We start from the raw sequence: 16,431 nt of genomic DNA on the forward strand, positions 1-16,431 counted from the left end.
CCCCGCGCGAAGCACCCACCCCCCTCCCGGACCGTACGGTTTCGGGTGTGGCCACTACGCTGTGCTCATGGAACTGAACTGGGCGCAGCAGGCGATCCCCATCGAAGTGACCGAGCTACCGTCGACGGGGTGGTCGTCCGAGGCGGTCATCACACTCGTTATCTCAGGCGTGGCTATTGTGCTCTCCGCTTTCGCGCTTGTGTGGCAAGTAGTCTCCTGGAGGCGGAGTGGACCGCGAATCACCGTCCAAGCCGATTCAGGAATTTCTATTGGCCCTATGGGAACATTCGAGATCCTAACTTTCACTGTTTCCAACGAAGGGCGAGCTTCGACACAGGTCCGCACTGTGGACTTTGTACGTTCTGACGGCGAGGGCATGATAGCCATTTTCCCGGAGGCGTTTCTCGATAAGAAGCCACCACTGGACCTACAGCCGGGGTTTCAGGAGACATTGGTCCTCCGCCTCGACGCTATCGCGAAGACTCTCTCTGAGAAGGGGATTAGCCCACAGTCCCTGGTGCCGCGTGCGCGTTCGGGGCATGGCGATGTGACGGGGAAAAGCACGCCTCTCCTAGTGAAACAACTCGAGAAGCTCGTTGGAGATACAAAGTGATCGGGGCGGATGTGCTTAAGAGTTGTGCCTGTGCCCCATCTGTGCCCCATCGGACCACAACCGGGGTACATCACCAGCGATTATCCGCTATCGTGCGCAAACGACTGACCAGCATCGTTCCTGCTGAGCAGGGGCTTTCCAACGGTTTACACCCAGCAGGTCGGCGGTTCGAACCCGTCAGTGCGCACCATCGGTGACCAGCAGTTCCGTCCTCGCAGGAGGCTTCGGGCTGCTGGTCTTTCTGATACCTGGCTACATCTTGACTGCTGGTCGGGGTGGGTGAGTGCCTGTCGCCGCCCGCCGCCCGCCGCCACCGTGCGCTCTGCGCCCACTTGAACGCTGAATAACCCGTCCGGGGGTAGCGGAAAGGTTGATCATGGCCGACGAGGTGTGCGAAGTGTCACCGGAGCTTTGGGGTTTTCCGGATGCTCGACTAGCCTTGCCTAACTGAAGAATGCTGTTTCAGTAGAAGTTTTGCGCGTCCAGGAGAGTCACACATATGCCGTCCACCCGTTCACTCCGCCTGGCTTCGGCAGCGGCACTGACCGCCGCCCTGCCCCTCGTCGGTGTCGCCACCGTCCCCGCGACGGTTCTTCCCGCGGCCGTCGCCGACGACAACTCGCAGTGCCAGGCCGTCTCCTCCGCCACGATGGACTGGGGCATCAAACAGTCCTTCCGCAACTACCTCACCGGCCCGATCGCGGCCGGCGGCTGGGACCTCAACGGTGTGACCTACAACGGTTCCTCGGAGAACGCCGAGGACGGCGCCTTCCACTTCACCGCCGACGCGGCAAAGGCCGCTGTCCAGGGTGACGACGCCGACCTGCCACTCAAGGGCACCATGAAGCTGACCGGTCACGGCGGCATCATCAACGTCACCCTCTCCAACTTCACCCTCCAGGTCCGCGGCGACCGGGCCCAGCTGCTGGCCGATGCCAGCTACATCGGCGCCGATCCGGAAGCCATCGTCGGCTCCATCAGCGGCAAGCCGGCCTTCACGCAGAAGCCGGTCGCCACCTTCTCCCTGGAGAACACCCTGACCCAGGCCGGTTCCGGCGACGGTTCGGCCACGCTCACCGGTCAGAGCTGGATCCACGAGAACCTCAACAAGGCGCTCCTCGGCTCCTACGGGGAGGGAAAGAACGACGGCGACCCGGTGCGCATCACCGTCAAGACCTCCGGTGCCGGCGACTGTGCCGTCGACTCCTCCGCCGTCATGGCCACTTCCGCCGGTCAGACCGACGCGAAGCCCGCCGAGTCAACCCCGGCGTCCACCCCGGCGTCCCCGGCGCAGCGGACCACGCAGCCCAACACCCAGCAGGCCGCCCCTGCCGCCGGTGACGTGACCGACGGCACCACCTGTGACGCGGTCACCGGCGCCTCGGTCGGCTGGGGCCTGAAGCAGTCCTTCCGCAACTACCTCACCGGCCCGATCGCCATGGGCTCGTGGAATCTTGACGGGGTCGGTTTCTCCGGCTCCGAGGGCGGGGCAGACGGCCAGTTCCAGTTCACGGCCGACCCGTCCGCCATCAAGGTCTCCGGCACCGACGCCGACATCCCGCTGCGAGGCTCCATGAACCTCACCGGTCACTTCGGTGCTCTGGACATCACCTACTCCAACATGAAGGTGAAGGTCCGCGGCACCACCGCCCAGTTCATCGCCGACTACCGGTCGACCACGGTCTCCAGCTTCACCCCGGGCGCCACGGTCACCGGCGCGGACACCGGCACCCAGGTACCGATCGCCCAGTTCGAGCTCTCGTCGCCGATCACCGAGGACGCCGCGAACTCCGGCACCGTCAATCTCTCCGGCCCCGGTTACATCACCGAGGACGGAAACCAGTCCCTCGGTGGCAACTACGGCGAGGGCAACAACGAGGCCGACCCGATCAACGTCACCCTGAACACCTCCGGTGAGGGCTGCGGCATCGGCACCGGCGGCGGGCTCGAGGGCATCACCTCCGCCGGTCAGGCCACCTCCGGTGGCTCGGGCGCTGTCGCCGAGAGTACCGGCACCCCGGATCTCGGCGTCAGCCCGCGTGTCTCCAGCACCGCGTCCACCTCCGGTGCGAATTCCGCCGGCGAGTCCGACACCACCTGTACCGCCGAGGACGGTGACCGCAAGGTCGCCGAGACCCGCATGGGCTGGGGTATCAAGGACTCCTTCCGCTCCTACATCAAGGGCTCCATCGCCAAGGGGGACTGGACCACCACCGGTGGCGCAGTCTACAGCGAGGGCAACTTCGTCTTCAGCGGTTCCGAGGGCACGGTCACGACCGCCGACGGTGGTGTCTCCGAGGGCACCCTGAAGTTCGGTGGCTCGGTGCTCTTCACCGGTCACGAGGGTGTGCTGCGCACCGTCATCTCTGATCCGGAGATCCGGATCAACGGCTCCACCGGCACCCTGGTCGCCAACATCGAGTCCAATGACACTTCCGGCAACCCGAACGACTTCGGGCGTGTCGTCATCGCCGATCTGGCGATCACCGAGGCCTCCGTCGCCGACGGCATCCTCGACGGCAGTGCTTCCGCCACTCTGAGTGCCGAGGGGTCCGAAGCACTTGCAGGCTACTACGCCGCGGGCGAGTCCCTGGACCCGGTGAGCTTCCGTGCCGCCCTGTCCGACGACTGTGACAGCGACTCCGCCGCCACCCTCGGCGACAAGCCCGAGGACGAGTCCGACACCGACGACGACAAGGACGACGATCGTGGAAACGGCAAGGTGAACGTCACCGACGCCGCCGCCGGGTCTGACTCGGACGACGATGAGGACACCGGTCTGATGGCCTTCATCAAGGATCCGTCCTCCATGGTGCCGAGCGTTATCGCCATCATCGCCGCCGCTGTCGCCGGCGTCATGGCCGTGCGTCTCCGTCGGACCAACAAGCGGATCGACGAAGTCGCTGCCGCTGCCGGCGTCGAAGGTGGAAACCCCGGCTCTGACGACTAGACTGACAGCGTGTCCGACCGCGCTGACAGTACAACCTCATCCACCCCCGACCGCCGTCCCCGGCGTCGGGGGTGGCGTGCTTTCCTGACCCCCGGGTGGGTCATCACCACCGTGATCGCCGTCGTCTTCGCGTACTTCGCGTTCACGGTGCTGGCCCCGTGGCAGCTGGGGAAGAACTCGGACACCCGGGAATTCAACGGTCGGCTCGAGGACGCGATGGAGCACGATCCGGTGCCGGTCTCCTCGGTGCTGCCCGCCGACGGCACACCGGCCGATGAGAGTGAGTGGACCCGCGTGGAGTTGCAGGGCCGGTTCCTGCCGGAGTCCGAGGTGCTGCTGCGTAACCGTCCGGTGTCCGGCAGTCCCGCGTTCCAGGTGCTCACGCCGTTCCAGACCGATGACGGTCTGACGGTGCTGGTCAACCGCGGCTGGATCAAACCGACCGGTGGTGGCGCCGGAGTGCCGGAGATCACGGAGGCCCCTGAGACGGAGACGACGGTCACCGGTTATGTGCGCAAGTCCGAGACTGTGCCGGATTCGGCCCCTATCACCGACCAGGGGCGCCTGCAGGTCTACGGGATGAACACCACGCAGATATCCCGTATCACGGACCTCGACCTGGCGGGCAACTACGTCCAGCTCGACGAAGACTCCGTGGCCGGTCGCGCGGGTGAGGGGCTGACCGCCATCCCGCTGCCGAAGCTGGACTCGGGTCCGTACCTGTCCTACGGCATCCAGTGGATCGCCTTCGGCATCATGGTGCCGCTGGGGCTGGGCTACTTCCTGTGGGCCGAGATCCGTGAACGGCGTCGGCAGCGCGAGGAGGTCGCGGCGTCCGAGGCCGGGACATCAGATGCTGTGGAAGACACCCCGGAACCCGACGCGACTCCGGAGTCGGAGCGGGAGCCGGAGCCCACTCCCGGGAAGGACGCCGCCACGGTCACCCGGGAGCGCAAACTCGCCGAGCGTTACGGCCACAGCAGGAACAGCAGGGCCTGGTCAGACCGTAATTCCCGCGACGATGAACGGTTCTGACTGGCGCCTGAACACTGTTCAAGTTAGAGTATGTTCCATGACGGACATACTCACAACTGCGCGTACCCGCGTCCTGGACGGGGGACGCGGCCTCGACTACGCCGACCTCATCAGGGTCCTCGACCTTCCCGATGACCGGATCCCCGACCTGCTCGCCCTCGCCCACGAGGTGCGGGTGAAGTGGTGCGGCGAGGAGGTCGAGATGGAGGGCATCGTCAGCCTCAAGACCGGCGGCTGCCCCGAGGACTGCCACTTCTGCTCCCAGTCAGGACTCTTCGAATCCCCGGTGCGCTCCACGAAACTGGACATCGGCCAGCTCATTGAGCAGGCCCGCCAGACCGCCAAGACCGGTGCCAGCGAATTCTGCATCGTCGCCGCCGTCAAGGGCCCGGACGAAGCCCTCATGTCCCAGCTGGAGGACGCCGTCCAGCAGATCTACGCCAACGTCGAGGGGATCGATGTCGCCGTCTCCGTCGGCATCCTCACTCCGGAACAGGTCGCCCGGCTCAAGGCCGTGGGCGTCCACCGCTACAACCACAATCTCGAGACCGCCCGAAGCTACTTCCCGAAGGTCGTCACCACCCACACCTGGGAGGAGCGACGCGAGACCATGCTCATGATCAAGGACGCCGGCATCGAGGTCTGCTGTGGCGGCATCATCGGCATGGGGGAGACCCCGGAACAGCGTGCCGAGTTCGCCGTCCAGCTCGCCGAGCTCGACCCCCACGAGGTTCCGCTGAACTTCCTCGACCCCCGCCCGGGCACCCCGTTCGGCCACATGGAGGTCATGGACGGCAAGGACGCGCTGCGTGCCATCGGCATGTTCCGGCTCGCCATGCCCGCCACCACACTGCGTTTCGCCGGCGGCCGCGAACTCACCCTCGGTGACATGGGTGTGGAGCAGGGCCTGACCGGTGGCATCAACGGCATCATCGTCGGCAACTACCTCACCACGCTCGGCCGCCCGGCCGAGCAGGACATGGACATGATGGACCGAATGCGGCTGCCCATCAAGGTCCTCTCCCGGAGCGTGTGACGGTGGCCCGCAACAGAGGCACCGGCCCCTGGGACCCCTACACCGGAGCGGACCTGGGGGAAGGGGAGTGGATCGAGTACTCACCGGCCCAGAAGGCCGGGCTCGACACCCCCCGCTTCTGCCCGGAGTGCGGACGACGCCGCATCGTCCAGGTTACCCCGCACGGCTGGACCGCGGTCTGCTCCCGCCACGGAGAGACGGATTCCACGGTCGCCGACCTGCGCTAGAGCCGGTTCAGAAGTCGAGCACCCTCGCCCGGGCCCACTCGACGATCCCCGGCAGCGCCTCGGCGAGCTGGTGCTCGGCACGATCGAAGTCGGCATCCTCCCCGTAGTAGGGGTCGGCGACCTCTTTGTCACCGGCCACGCCGAAGGACCGGAACAACCGGATCTTCTCCGGATCGACCCCCGCCTTCTCCAGGGCCCTGCGGTTCGCCTCGTCCATGACGAGGAAGAGATCGGCGTCCCGGTGCTCGGGGCCGAACTCGGCCGCCGCATGTCCCGAGGCGTTGTAGCCGGCCTTCTCCAGGCAGGCCGCCGCCCGCGGATCGGCGGCTTCACCGACATGCCAGCCTGTGGTGCCGCAGGAGTTCAGTTTCACCTCGTCGAGGAGGCCGTCCTCCGCCAGTGCGTCCCGCAGCATGATCTCACCCATCGGGGACCGGCAGATGTTGCCGGTGCACACCACGCAGATCTGCGGGCGGGAGTCCGCCCAGTCCGCCACGACGCGGGCCAGCTCGTCGACGTCGGCCACCGACCAGTCCGAAGCATTGTGCTCGGCGCGGTCGCCGTAGCCCCAGTCCACCAGGACACTGCGCACACCGTAGGCGTGGGCGCCCTCGACGTCGTGGATACGGTCACCGATCATGAGGATGTTGCCGCGGTGCTCCGGGCCACCCTCGGCCACCGGGGTGGTGTCCAGGCTGAGCTGCTCCAGCGCGTATCCGATGACGTCGGCCTTCGCCCGACGCCCGCCACGCTCGGTGGAGGCTGTCGCCACCACATCGAAGAGATCCAGCAGGTCGAAGCGCTCCAGCATGAGCCGTGCGGTGGTCTCCACCTTCGAGGTCGCGGTGGCGAGCACATACCCGGCGTCCTTCCAGGTCCGGATGAGGTCACGCATCCCCGGGATGACCTCGACGGTGCGCCAGCTTCCACCGGAGTAGTTCTCGCGGTAGGCCCGGTAGGTGCGGTCCAGGATGTCTCCCTCCAGGCCCAGACCCCGGAGCGTGTCCTCCATCGGCGGGCCCGAGATCCGCGCCACCTGGTCATCCGGGGGTGCGGGGACCCCGTTGGCCGCCAGGGCGTGCAGGAAACTGTCCCGGATCCCGGGGAACGAATCCACCAGTGTCCCGTCGACGTCGACGAGAAGGATCCGAGTCTCCGGCCCCGGGGCCGACATGCTGTCCGATGAATCTGCCACAGGTCCTACAGTGCCAGAAACCGGGGCTCTCTGCCGCAGGACGCTATCGTTGACCACGTGAACAACTCCGCTCCCACCACCGCGCCGGCGACTGTCGGAGATGTCGTCGCGCTCATCGAACAGGCCTATCCGCCGGACCTTGCGGAATCCTGGGACGCCTGCGGACTCGTCTGCGGTGACCCCGTGGACACCGTCCGCACGGTCCGCGTCGCCCTCGACTGCACCGATGCCGTGGCGGACGCCGCGATCACAGACGGTGCCGACTTCCTGCTGGTCCACCACCCGCCTCTGCTGCGCGGGGTGACCGGCGTGCCCGTGACCCACCCCAAGGGCCGCATCATCCACCGGCTGATCAGGGCAGGGGTCGCCCTCTACGCCGCCCACACCAGCGCCGACGCCGCCCGCCCCGGCGTCAACGACCGGCTCGCCGAACTCCTCGGTGTCACCCCGGGTGCCCCGTTGACCCCGGTGGCCGACGGTGTCGACCCGCGCACCGCCACCGGCATCGGCCGGGTCGGGGAGCTCGACACCCCGATGACGCTGCGGGAGTTCACCGCCCGTGTCGCCGACCGGCTGCCCGCCACCGAGTGGGGGGTGCGCGCCGCCGGCGACCCCGACCGGATGATCCGACGCGTCGCCGTGGCGTCCGGGTCCGGCGACAGCTTCCTCGGCACCGTTCTCGGTCTCGACGTGGACTGCTTCGTCACCTCGGACCTGCGCCACCATCCCGTCGACGAGCACCTGCGTGCCGGCGGCTGTGCGGTGGTGGACACCGCGCACTGGGCCAGTGAGTTCCCCTGGTGCTCCCAGGCCGCCGACCTGCTCTGCGCCGACCCGCGGTTGAGTGCCTCGGTCATCGACCTGCGCACCGACCCCTGGACGCTGCACAGTCCCGCCACCACTGAGGGATCCGAGGGAAAGGACCACCCATGACTCTCTCACTCACCGGCACCGACCGGACGACCCTCACCGAACTCGTCGGAGTCGACGACCGGATCCGGCTGCTCACCGCCCGACTGGACGCCCTGCCCGAGACGGCCACCGTCGAACGCCTCGAGCAACAGGCCGAGGAAGTCCGACGCCACGCGCTGAGTACCCGGCGCATCACCCACGACATGACCGGCACCGTGCACCGGCTGCAGGCCGACGCCGCCCGGCTGCGGGCGCGCCGACGTGACGACCTCGCCGGACTGCGCGCCGACACTGACCGGGACCGGCGCCGAGACCTCCATCACGACCTCCGGGTCGCCGAGCGTCGGCTCGCCGAGATCGAATCCGACATCGACCGGGAGGAACGCACCCTGGCCACGTTCGGACGGATCGGGGAGGAGGAGACCCCCCACGGTGAGATCAACGAGGCACTCCACCGCGCCCGCGAGGAGGCGGCGGCGGTGTCCGGCGAGATCCGCGTCCAGCTCGACGGGCTGCACGAACGCTCCACGGCACTGCGGGACGCCCTCTCCCCGGAACTGCGGAAGATCTACGAGGAGGGCGAGGCGGAGCACGGCATGGGCGCCGCCGAACTCGCCGGTGCGACCTGCCGGTGCTGCTGCATCGAACTCGACCACTCCGCGGCACGACGCATCGCCAACACACCGCTGTCCCGGCCGGTCACCTGCCCGGAGTGCGGCGTCCTGCTGCTACGGACGGGGGAGTGACCCGTGGCTGGAACGGAAACCGGAAGCGCACGTCCGGACTGGTTCGGCTCCGGACAGGCGCCGCTGCGGCTGCTCCTGCTGCGCCACGGCCAGACACCCATGTCCGCCGCGGGCGTCTTCTCGGGACGCAGCGACCCCGCACTGACCGACCTGGGCAACGCCCAGGTGGTGCGGGCAGCGTCCTGGCTGCGGACCCGGCAGGACCAGGGGGAGGGGATCGACACGATCTACAGTTCCCCGTTGCTGCGGGCACGGCAGACCGCCGAGTCCGCGGCCGAGGCCCTCGACCTGGACGTCACCGCGGCCGAGGACCTCATCGAGACAGACTTCGGTGCCTGGGAGGGCCTCGGGTTCGACGAGGTCCACCGTCGTTGGCCGACCGAGCATGCCGAGTGGGTCGCCGATTCCTCGGTGCCGACCGTCGGCGGGGAGTCGATGGACGCCGTGGCGTCCCGGTGCGACCGTCTGGTCGGTGACCTGCTGGCAGACGGCGGAGGACGCACCGTCCTGCTCGTCAGTCACGTCTCACCGATCAAGGCGATCCTGCGCTCGGCGATGAAGGCACCGGCGACGGTGTACTCGACGCTGCACCTGGATCTCGCCGGTCTGTCCGTCGCCGAATTCTACCCGGAACGCTCCGTGGTCAGGGAGTTCAATGACACCCACTATCTGCGGGGGCTGTGAGGGCTTCGGGGCCGCGCACTGCTATCGTGAACGGCGTCGAGAGGGTCGGGTGATCGCGGCTCCCGGAACCGTTCCTGTCCCAGGAGCAGGCCGGGGTCGAGGAAAGTCCGGACTCCCCAGAGCACGGTGGTTGTTAACGGCAACCCGGGGTGACCCGCGGGCCAGTGCCACAGAAAATGACCGCCCGGTGTATGCCGGGTAAGGGTGAAAAGGTGCGGTAAGAGCGCACCAGTGCCCCGGGTGACCGGGGCAGCTGGGTAAACCCCACCGGGAGCAAGGTCACGTGCTCGCACCGTAACCCTCCGGGGCCGGTGGTGCGATGTGCCCCGACGGCTGCTCGTCGGACAAGGGGCAGGTAGACCGCTGCAGGCGGCCGGCAACGGTCGTCGTAGATGGATGATCACCACCTCCGGTGGCGCCTCCGGGTGTCACCGGGTGGAACAGAATCCGGCTCACAGACCCTCTCGACCCTTCTTTTCTCTCTGACCCATAGACTGGACACCGTGACTGCACAGCGTGACACGGACAGGGAGTCCGACAACAGGTCGGTCATGTCGCGGTGGTTCTTCCCCGACGGTGAGGAACCTGACCCGCGTTTCACACTCGCCAATGAGCGGACCTTCCTGGCCTGGATGCGCACCGCTCTCTCTTTCGTCGCCGGCGGCGTGGGCATCGAGGCCCTGCCGGCCTCGGTCCTGGAACCCGGGATCCGGACGGCGGCGGCACTGTGCGCCATCGGGGTGGGGATCCTCCTCGCGGCGGGGTCCGCGGTCCGCTGGCTGCGCATCGAGCGGGCCATGCGTCACGATGAACCGCTGCCCGCCCCCTCGATCGTCCCGGTGCTGTCCGCCGGTGCCATTCTCGCTGCGGTACTGCTGGGACTGATGGTCCTCACATGAGACCGTCACGGGACCCCGGGCTGCAGCCGGAGCGGACCAGCCTGTCCTGGAGCAGGACGGCCATGCGTCTGATTCTCACGGCGACCGCCATGCTCGGCTGGGTCTCCTCCTACGGTCGCCCGGTGATCCTGGTGACCGGACTGCTCGGATTCGCCGGACTCTGGATCTACTCCACCCAGCGCACCCGCTACGACAAGGATGTCGACGGAGTGGCTCGCGGCGGTCTGGATCCGGCGACCGGCGCGGTGGCGGGGATTGCGGTGTGTGCGGTGATCCTCGGGGTGGTCGCCGTAGGCGTCATCCTCGGCGACCTCCTGTGACCGCTGCACGGGTTACACTCGGCCACATGAGGGACAGCAGTGACAGCGACCAGAAGTGGTACTTCGACACCTCCACCGGTGAGGTCACCCGCGGCAAGAAGCACGGGTGGGACACCCGTATGGGCCCCTACGACACCGAGGACGCCGCCCGCCGTGCCCTGGAGACCGCCAGAGCACGCTCCCAGGCCGCCGACGAGTGGGACGAGGACTGACCCCCCGGCTCAGAAGCAGTGCTCGGTGGCGGGGAAGGTGCCTTCGGCGACCTCACGCTTGTAGGACGCCGCGGCGGCGGTGAGGTCTGCGCCGACCTGCGCCCACTGCTTGGCGAACTTCGGCCGGTGACCGTCCGCCGGGAAGGCGGCCATGTCGTGCCACACCAGCACCTGGGCGTCCGTGTCCGGGCCGGCACCGATACCGATCGTGGAGATCTCCACCTCGGCGGTGGCTTTAGCGGCGACATCGGCCGGGACCATCTCGAGCACGACCATCTCGGCACCGGCTTCGGCGACGGCGCGGACATCGGCCAGGAGCTGCTCGGCGGAATCGCCACGGCCCTGGACCTTGAAGCCGGACAGGGCGTTGACCGACTGCGGCGTGAAACCGACGTGGGCGCACACCGGGATGCCCGCGTTGACCAGGGCACGGATGCGCGGGGCGATGCGCACGCCGCCCTCGATCTTCACCATCGCGGTACCGGAGCGGCGCATCATCTCCGAGGCGGAGAGCACCGCCTGCTCGTCGGAGGCCTCGTAGGTGCCGAAGGGGAGGTCGGCGACGACGAGGGCGTTGCCCGCACCGCGGACGACGGCCGCGGCGATGTAGATCATCTCGTCGAGGCTGATCTGCTGTGTCTGGTTGTACCCGAAGACCACGTTCGCGGCGGAGTCACCGACGAGCAGGCACTCCACGCCACCGTCGGCCAGGGCGCGGGCGGTGGAGTAGTCGTAGGCGGTGAGCATGGCCCACTTCTCGCCGGCGGCCTTCTTCTTGCGGAGATCCCCGATACGGACCTGGCGGGTGGGGGCGAGGTAACCGACGGAGGGTGCAGTTGTGGAGTCAGACATGTGACAGCATTGTGCCACTATCGGCGGTGCAGTGTTAACGACTTGTAACATCACGTGCGCGGAAAGGGGGACCCCGACACCGGGGGTCGATCCGTGGATACGATGGGCGCCATGAGTCGTCAACAGGAATTCGTTCTCCGGACCCTTGAGGAACGGGACATCCGCTTCGTCCGCCTCTGGTTCACGGACATCCAGGGATATCTCAAGTCCGTGGCTGTCGCGCCGGCTGAACTCGAGGGCGCTTTCGAGGAGGGCATCGGCTTCGACGGCTCCTCGATCGAGGGCTTCTCCCGTGTGGTGGAGTCCGACACGATCGCCCGTCCCGACCCGTCCACCTTCCAGATCCTGCCGCTGGACAATTCCGACGGGTCCACGAATCTCACCGCCCGCATGTTCTGCGATATCGCGATGCCTGACGGCGAGCCCAGCTGGGCCGACCCGCGCCAGGTACTGCGTCGTCAGATGAACATCGCCGCGGACCAGGGGTTCAACTGCTACATCCACCCCGAGGTCGAGTTCTTCCTCCTCAAGGAGCAGGACGGTCCCGACGGGCGTCCCGTGCCCGCCGACACCGGCGGGTACTTCGACCAGGCTGTCACCGATGCCGCCCCGCAGTTCCGGCAGGACGCCATCACCGCCCTGGAGTCAATGGGTATCTCCGTGGAGTTCTCCCACCACGAAGCGTCCCCGGGGCAGCAGGAGATCGACCTGCGCTTCGCCGACGCCCTGTCGATGGCGGACAACATCATGAGCTTCCGCTACATCATCAAGCAGATCGCCAAGCGCAACGGTGTGCGTGCGACCTTCATGCCGAAGCCCTTCCACGATCTCACCGGCTCGGCGATGCACACCCACATGTCCCTGTTCGAGGGTGAGACCAACGCCTTCCACGACCCGGACGACGAGTACTTCCTCTCCGGGACGGCGAAGTCCTTCATCGCCGGCATCCTGGAGCACGCCCCGGAGATCTCCGCGGTGACCAACCAGTGGGTCAACTCCTACAAGCGGGTCACCAGCGGCGCCGAGGCCCCGACCGCCGCCACCTGGGGTGCGGCGAACCGTTCGGCGATGATCCGTGTCCCGATGTACACGGTGAACAAACCGGCCTCCCGTCGTGTCGAGGTGCGCAGCCCCGATTCCGCGGCGAACCCGTACCTCACCTACGCGGTGCTGCTCGCCGCAGGCCTCAAGGGTATCCGCGAGGGCTACGAGCTGATGCCTCCGGCCGAGGAGGACATCGCCCACATGACCCGTCGCGAGCGGATGGCGATGGGCTACAAGGACCTTCCGACCGACCTCGATCTCGCCCTGCACGAGATGGAGAAGTCCGAGTTGGTCGCCGATGCACTCGGCGAGCACGTCTTCGAGTTCTTCCTGCGCAACAAGTGGCGTGAGTGGAAGTCCTACCAGTCCCAGGTGACTCCCTGGGAGCTGAAGCACAACCTGGAGTTCTAGGACAGGTTCCAGGACCGCTGCGTCCCGCCGGTGGGCGGCGTTCACTACGATGGTGGGGGAGATCATCGACGTCGCCGACCTGACACCCAGGATCCGGCGGGACTAGGACGGAACCCGGTGAACCAACCACGCACCTCTCGATCGCGTATCCCTTCGGCAGCGTCACTGGGGCTGAGCCGCCCACATGCCGCCGCTGACCTCGCGGCCCTGGGGTGGGACACCGAGAAGCGTCTCGATCTGCTCTGGACGCTGGCCGCGACCGGTGACCCGGACCAGGCGCTGAACAATATCGTCCGCCTCATGCAGGCCACCGACGATCCCGGGGGGCTGCAGGACCGGCTGGACACCGACCATGTGTTCCGGGTCCGGCTGCTCGGCCTGTTCGGGGCGTCCACCCTGCTCGGCGACCATGTCGTCGCGAACCCGGAGATCTGGCCGTTGTTCGGCGAGGACCTGCCCGGTGGTCGCTCGATGCTCGCGACCATGTTGGACTCGGTCGGTGCCGAGGAGGTCGAGGGCGTCGACGAGGACGGTAACCCGCTGCACGCCGACGACTCGCTGCTGCGGCGCGCCACGGTCACCGGGGCAGAGGCCGACCGCGCGATGCGTACCGCCTACCGCACCATCCTCGCCCGCGTCGCCGCCATCGACCTGGCGGGCACTTTCGTGCCCCGGCGTGGTGAGGCGCCCACGCCGAAGGGGAGGGCCGGGTACCCCGACTTCGTCCCCTTCGAGGTCATCGCCGACCGCCTGGCGGACGCCGCGGACGCCGCCCTCACCGCCGCCCTGTCCGTCGCCGTCGCCAAGGTCTTCCCGACCGGGCCCGTCCCGGTGAAGATCGCCGTGCTGGCGATGGGCAAGTGCGGGGCGCTGGAACTGAACTACATCTCTGACGTGGACGTCATCTTCGTCGCCGAACCCGCCGACGCCAGCACCACCCGGCTGGCCGGTGAGTTCATCAACATCGGTTGCCGGTGTTTCTTCGAGGTGGACGCCGCGCTGCGTCCCGAGGGCAAGCACGGCGCCCTGGTCCGTACCCTGGATTCCCACCTGACCTACTACCGCAGGTGGGCATCCACCTGGGAGTTCCAGGCGTTGCTCAAAGCGCGTCCCATGACCGGCGATCTCGACCTGGGGCGGGCCTACGTCGACGAGCTCGCGCCGATGGTGTGGACCGCCTCGCAGCGTGAGGACTTCGTCCCGGACGTCCAGGCGATGCGTCGCCGCGTCATCGAGAACGTGCCTGAGGAGCTGAAGTCCCGTGAGCTCAAACTGGGGTCCGGCGGGCTGCGGGACGTGGAGTTCGCGGTCCAGCTACTGCAGCTGGTCCACGGCCGCGCCGATGAGTCACTGCGCGTCCTGTCCACTGTCGAGGCGCTCAACGCGCTCGTCGCCGGCGGCTACGTCGGACGCGAGGACGGCCGGACGCTCATCGCCTGCTACAGCTTCATGCGCCTGCTGGAGCACCGGATGCAGCTCAGTCACCTCAAGCGCACCCATCTGCTGCCCGAGGTGTCCGACCGGGCCTCACGGACCCGGCTGGCGCGTACCTCGGGCCTGGTCGCCGAAGGCACCCGGACCCTCGCCGAGGAACTGGAGGCGAGGGTCCGCGCCACCGGCCGGCAGATCCGCCAGCTGCACAACAAGCTCTTCTACCGTCCGCTGCTGACATCCGTGGTCGAGATGAGCGTCGACGAGCTGCGGCTCACCCCGGAGGCCGCACAACGTCAGCTCGCTGCGCTGGGTTACCGCTACCCGGACCGGGCGATGGACCACCTCGCCGCGCTGGCGTCCGGCGGCACCCGCCGCGCGCGGGTCCAGGCGGTCATCCTGCCGTCGCTCATGGAGTGGCTCTCGGAGACCGTCGACCCGGACGCCGGCCTGCTGGCGTACCGGAAGCTGTCGGAGGCGGCGTCCGACCGGTCGTGGTTCCTGCGGCTGCTGCGCGACGAGAACATCGTCGGTCAACGCCTCATGAAGATCCTCGGCACCTCGCCGTACGTCTCCGATCTCTTCCTCGCTGCCCCGGATGCGGTGAAGCTGCTGTCCGACGGTGCGACGAAGCCGAAGCTCATGGAGAAGGACGCCTCGGTCATCAGCCATTCGTTGGTCGCCGCGGCCGGCCGCTACACCGACCCCGACAAGGCCATTGCCGTGGCCCGTTCGCTGCGCCGCACTGAACTGGCCCGGGTCGCCGCCGCCGACCTGCTCGGCATGATGGAACTGCCGGAGGTGGCGCGCTCCCTGTCGTGGGTGTGGGACGCGGTGCTAGAGGCCGCCCTGTCGGCGGAGATCCGGGCCTGGGAGGACGCCAACCACCGCAACGCCCCGGCGGTCATCTCGGTGATCGGCATGGGGCGTCTCGGTGGTGCCGAGCTGAGCTACCGCTCCGACGCCGACGTGCTCTTCGTCTGCGAACCGGCCGGGAACGCCGGGGACGCTGCAGGCCATGACGAGGACGGTGACGGCGAGGCCGGCACCACCAATGATGCCGTGACCTGGTCGATCGGTATCGTCGACCGGCTGCGCGCCCGGCTGGCCAAGCCGTCGCTCGACCCGCCGCTGGAGGTCGACCTGGACCTGCGTCCGGAGGGACGCAGCGGTGCCTCGGTCCGCACCCTGGAGTCATACCGTGCCTACTACGAGCGCTGGGGTGAGACCTGGGAATACCAGGCGTTGCTGCGTGCGACGTGGGTCGCCGGCGACAAGGACCTGGGTATCCGGTTCCTGCGCACCATCGACCCCTTCCGCTACCCGGAGGGCGGCGCCGACCAGAAGACCGTCCAGGAGGTCCGTCGGATGAAGGCGCGGGTCGACGGTGAACGCCTGCCGCGTGGGGCGAACCGGGCGACCCACACCAAGCTGGGCCGTGGTGGCCTCGCCGACGTCGAATGGACGGTGCAGCTGCTCACCCTGCAGCACTGCCACCGGATCCCTACGCTGCACAACACATCCACCCTGGAGGTGCTCGAGGAGATCCGCATCGCCGGGCTGCTCTCCGAGTTCGATGTCGTGACACTGCAGGACGCGTGGATCACCGCCAGTCACGCCCGCAACGCCCTGGTGCTGTCCAAGGCGAAGATCCCCGATCAGCTGCCGCCGCCCGGTGCCCAGCTGGTGCACGTCGCAGCCGCGGCGGGGTGGGATCCGGCGGACTCGCAGGGGTTCCTCGACAATTACCTCAAGAAGACCCGCCGGGCCCGCCGCGTCGTAGACCGCGTGTTCTGGGGCGAGGAAGTCGTGGACGCCCAGTACGACGAATGATTTCGGGCAGGGCCCGGGTGCTGGGGTAGGC

General features: G+C 67.9%; 15 protein-coding genes and 1 other RNA gene. 14 read left to right on the plus strand and 2 right to left on the minus strand.

Annotated features, from left to right (window positions below; genetic code table 11):
- The first annotated feature begins 67 nt into the window (after positions 1 to 67).
- The 5 genes from Q0A27_RS06690 (at position 68) to Q0A27_RS06710 (ending at position 5,861) form a co-directional block, all read left to right on the plus strand.
- The gene (locus Q0A27_RS06690) at positions 68 to 613 is read left to right on the plus strand and encodes a hypothetical protein (RefSeq protein WP_291474285.1); all 546 of its coding nucleotides are present in this window, start codon (positions 68 to 70) and stop codon (positions 611 to 613) included.
- 499 nt (positions 614 to 1,112) lie between these two features.
- Positions 1,113 to 3,563 (plus strand): HtaA domain-containing protein, encoded by a 2,451-nt coding sequence (locus tag Q0A27_RS06695; RefSeq protein WP_291474286.1) that lies wholly within the window; start codon positions 1,113 to 1,115, stop codon positions 3,561 to 3,563.
- A gap of 9 nt (positions 3,564 to 3,572) precedes the next feature.
- Positions 3,573 to 4,598, plus strand: a complete 1,026-nt coding sequence (locus Q0A27_RS06700; RefSeq protein ID WP_291474287.1) for an SURF1 family protein — start codon at positions 3,573 to 3,575, stop codon at positions 4,596 to 4,598.
- A 37-nt stretch (positions 4,599 to 4,635) separates the two neighbouring features.
- The gene (bioB, locus tag Q0A27_RS06705) at positions 4,636 to 5,634 is read left to right on the plus strand and encodes a biotin synthase BioB (protein ID WP_291474288.1); all 999 of its coding nucleotides are present in this window, start codon (positions 4,636 to 4,638) and stop codon (positions 5,632 to 5,634) included.
- Between the two features lie 2 nt (positions 5,635 to 5,636).
- Positions 5,637 to 5,861: a hypothetical protein gene (locus tag Q0A27_RS06710; protein ID WP_291474289.1), complete on the plus strand. Its 225-nt coding sequence runs from the start codon at positions 5,637 to 5,639 to the stop codon at positions 5,859 to 5,861.
- A 7-nt stretch (positions 5,862 to 5,868) separates the two neighbouring features.
- Here the strand turns inward: Q0A27_RS06710 and Q0A27_RS06715 are convergent, their stop codons facing one another.
- Positions 5,869 to 7,056: an HAD hydrolase-like protein gene (locus Q0A27_RS06715; RefSeq protein WP_291474290.1), complete on the minus strand. Its 1,188-nt coding sequence runs from the start codon at positions 7,054 to 7,056 to the stop codon at positions 5,869 to 5,871.
- A 57-nt stretch (positions 7,057 to 7,113) separates the two neighbouring features.
- On the opposite strand from Q0A27_RS06715, the gene Q0A27_RS06720 reads away from it, so the two are divergent.
- The 7 genes from Q0A27_RS06720 (at position 7,114) to Q0A27_RS06750 (ending at position 10,829) form a co-directional block, all read left to right on the plus strand.
- Complete coding sequence (locus Q0A27_RS06720; protein ID WP_291474291.1) at positions 7,114 to 7,989, plus strand: Nif3-like dinuclear metal center hexameric protein; 876 nt, start codon at positions 7,114 to 7,116, stop codon at positions 7,987 to 7,989.
- Entirely contained in the window at positions 7,986 to 8,714 is a 729-nt protein-coding gene (locus tag Q0A27_RS06725; RefSeq protein ID WP_291474292.1) for a hypothetical protein, read from the plus strand. The genes Q0A27_RS06720 and Q0A27_RS06725 overlap by 4 nt, the downstream gene beginning before the upstream one ends.
- Before the next feature lie 3 nt (positions 8,715 to 8,717).
- Complete coding sequence (locus Q0A27_RS06730; protein ID WP_291474293.1) at positions 8,718 to 9,398, plus strand: histidine phosphatase family protein; 681 nt, start codon at positions 8,718 to 8,720, stop codon at positions 9,396 to 9,398.
- Between the two features lie 37 nt (positions 9,399 to 9,435).
- An RNA gene (gene rnpB / locus Q0A27_RS06735) (RNase P RNA component class A) lies at positions 9,436 to 9,869 on the plus strand.
- A gap of 80 nt (positions 9,870 to 9,949) precedes the next feature.
- Positions 9,950 to 10,297 carry a DUF202 domain-containing protein gene (locus tag Q0A27_RS06740; protein WP_291474327.1) on the plus strand — a complete coding sequence of 116 codons (348 nt, stop codon included), beginning with the start codon at positions 9,950 to 9,952 and terminating at the stop codon, positions 10,295 to 10,297.
- Positions 10,294 to 10,617, plus strand: coding sequence for a DUF202 domain-containing protein (locus Q0A27_RS06745; RefSeq protein ID WP_291474294.1), 324 nt, complete (start codon positions 10,294 to 10,296; stop codon positions 10,615 to 10,617). Before Q0A27_RS06740 ends, Q0A27_RS06745 begins: the two co-directional genes overlap by 4 nt.
- Before the next feature lie 26 nt (positions 10,618 to 10,643).
- Positions 10,644 to 10,829 (plus strand): SPOR domain-containing protein, encoded by a 186-nt coding sequence (locus tag Q0A27_RS06750; RefSeq protein WP_291474295.1) that lies wholly within the window; start codon positions 10,644 to 10,646, stop codon positions 10,827 to 10,829.
- A gap of 9 nt (positions 10,830 to 10,838) precedes the next feature.
- Here Q0A27_RS06750 and panB read toward each other — a convergent pair whose 3' ends face one another.
- A complete protein-coding gene (panB, locus tag Q0A27_RS06755; RefSeq protein ID WP_291474296.1) occupies positions 10,839 to 11,681 on the minus strand; it encodes a 3-methyl-2-oxobutanoate hydroxymethyltransferase in 843 nt (280 codons plus the stop codon).
- 111 nt (positions 11,682 to 11,792) lie between these two features.
- Between panB and glnA the strand changes: the two genes are divergently transcribed.
- Positions 11,793 to 13,136: a type I glutamate--ammonia ligase gene (glnA, locus tag Q0A27_RS06760; RefSeq protein WP_291474297.1), complete on the plus strand. Its 1,344-nt coding sequence runs from the start codon at positions 11,793 to 11,795 to the stop codon at positions 13,134 to 13,136.
- A gap of 117 nt (positions 13,137 to 13,253) precedes the next feature.
- On the plus strand, positions 13,254 to 16,400 hold the full coding sequence (locus tag Q0A27_RS06765) for a bifunctional [glutamine synthetase] adenylyltransferase/[glutamine synthetase]-adenylyl-L-tyrosine phosphorylase (protein WP_291474298.1): 3,147 nt from the start codon (positions 13,254 to 13,256) through the stop codon (positions 16,398 to 16,400).
- The last annotated feature ends 31 nt before the right edge of the window (positions 16,401 to 16,431 follow it).

Origin of the sequence: Corynebacterium sp. (assembly GCF_022712275.1) — a bacterium.
Taxonomy (GTDB): domain Bacteria; phylum Actinomycetota; class Actinomycetes; order Mycobacteriales; family Mycobacteriaceae; genus Corynebacterium.

What these genes read in the sequence shown, in the direction of transcription:
- Q0A27_RS06690 (WP_291474285.1), top strand. Translation starts at nt 68, where the DNA reads ATGGAACTGAACTGGGCGCAGCAGGCGATCCCCATCGAAGTGACCGAG.
- Q0A27_RS06695 (WP_291474286.1), top strand. Translation starts at nt 1,113, where the DNA reads ATGCCGTCCACCCGTTCACTCCGCCTGGCTTCGGCAGCGGCACTGACC.
- bioB (WP_291474288.1), top strand. Translation starts at nt 4,636, where the DNA reads ATGACGGACATACTCACAACTGCGCGTACCCGCGTCCTGGACGGGGGA.
- Q0A27_RS06725 (WP_291474292.1), top strand. Translation starts at nt 7,986, where the DNA reads ATGACTCTCTCACTCACCGGCACCGACCGGACGACCCTCACCGAACTC.
- Q0A27_RS06740 (WP_291474327.1), top strand. Translation starts at nt 9,950, where the DNA reads ATGTCGCGGTGGTTCTTCCCCGACGGTGAGGAACCTGACCCGCGTTTC.
- Q0A27_RS06745 (WP_291474294.1), top strand. Translation starts at nt 10,294, where the DNA reads ATGAGACCGTCACGGGACCCCGGGCTGCAGCCGGAGCGGACCAGCCTG.
- Q0A27_RS06750 (WP_291474295.1), top strand. Translation starts at nt 10,644, where the DNA reads ATGAGGGACAGCAGTGACAGCGACCAGAAGTGGTACTTCGACACCTCC.
- panB (WP_291474296.1), bottom strand. Translation starts at nt 11,681, where the DNA reads ATGTCTGACTCCACAACTGCACCCTCCGTCGGTTACCTCGCCCCCACC.
- glnA (WP_291474297.1), top strand. Translation starts at nt 11,793, where the DNA reads ATGAGTCGTCAACAGGAATTCGTTCTCCGGACCCTTGAGGAACGGGAC.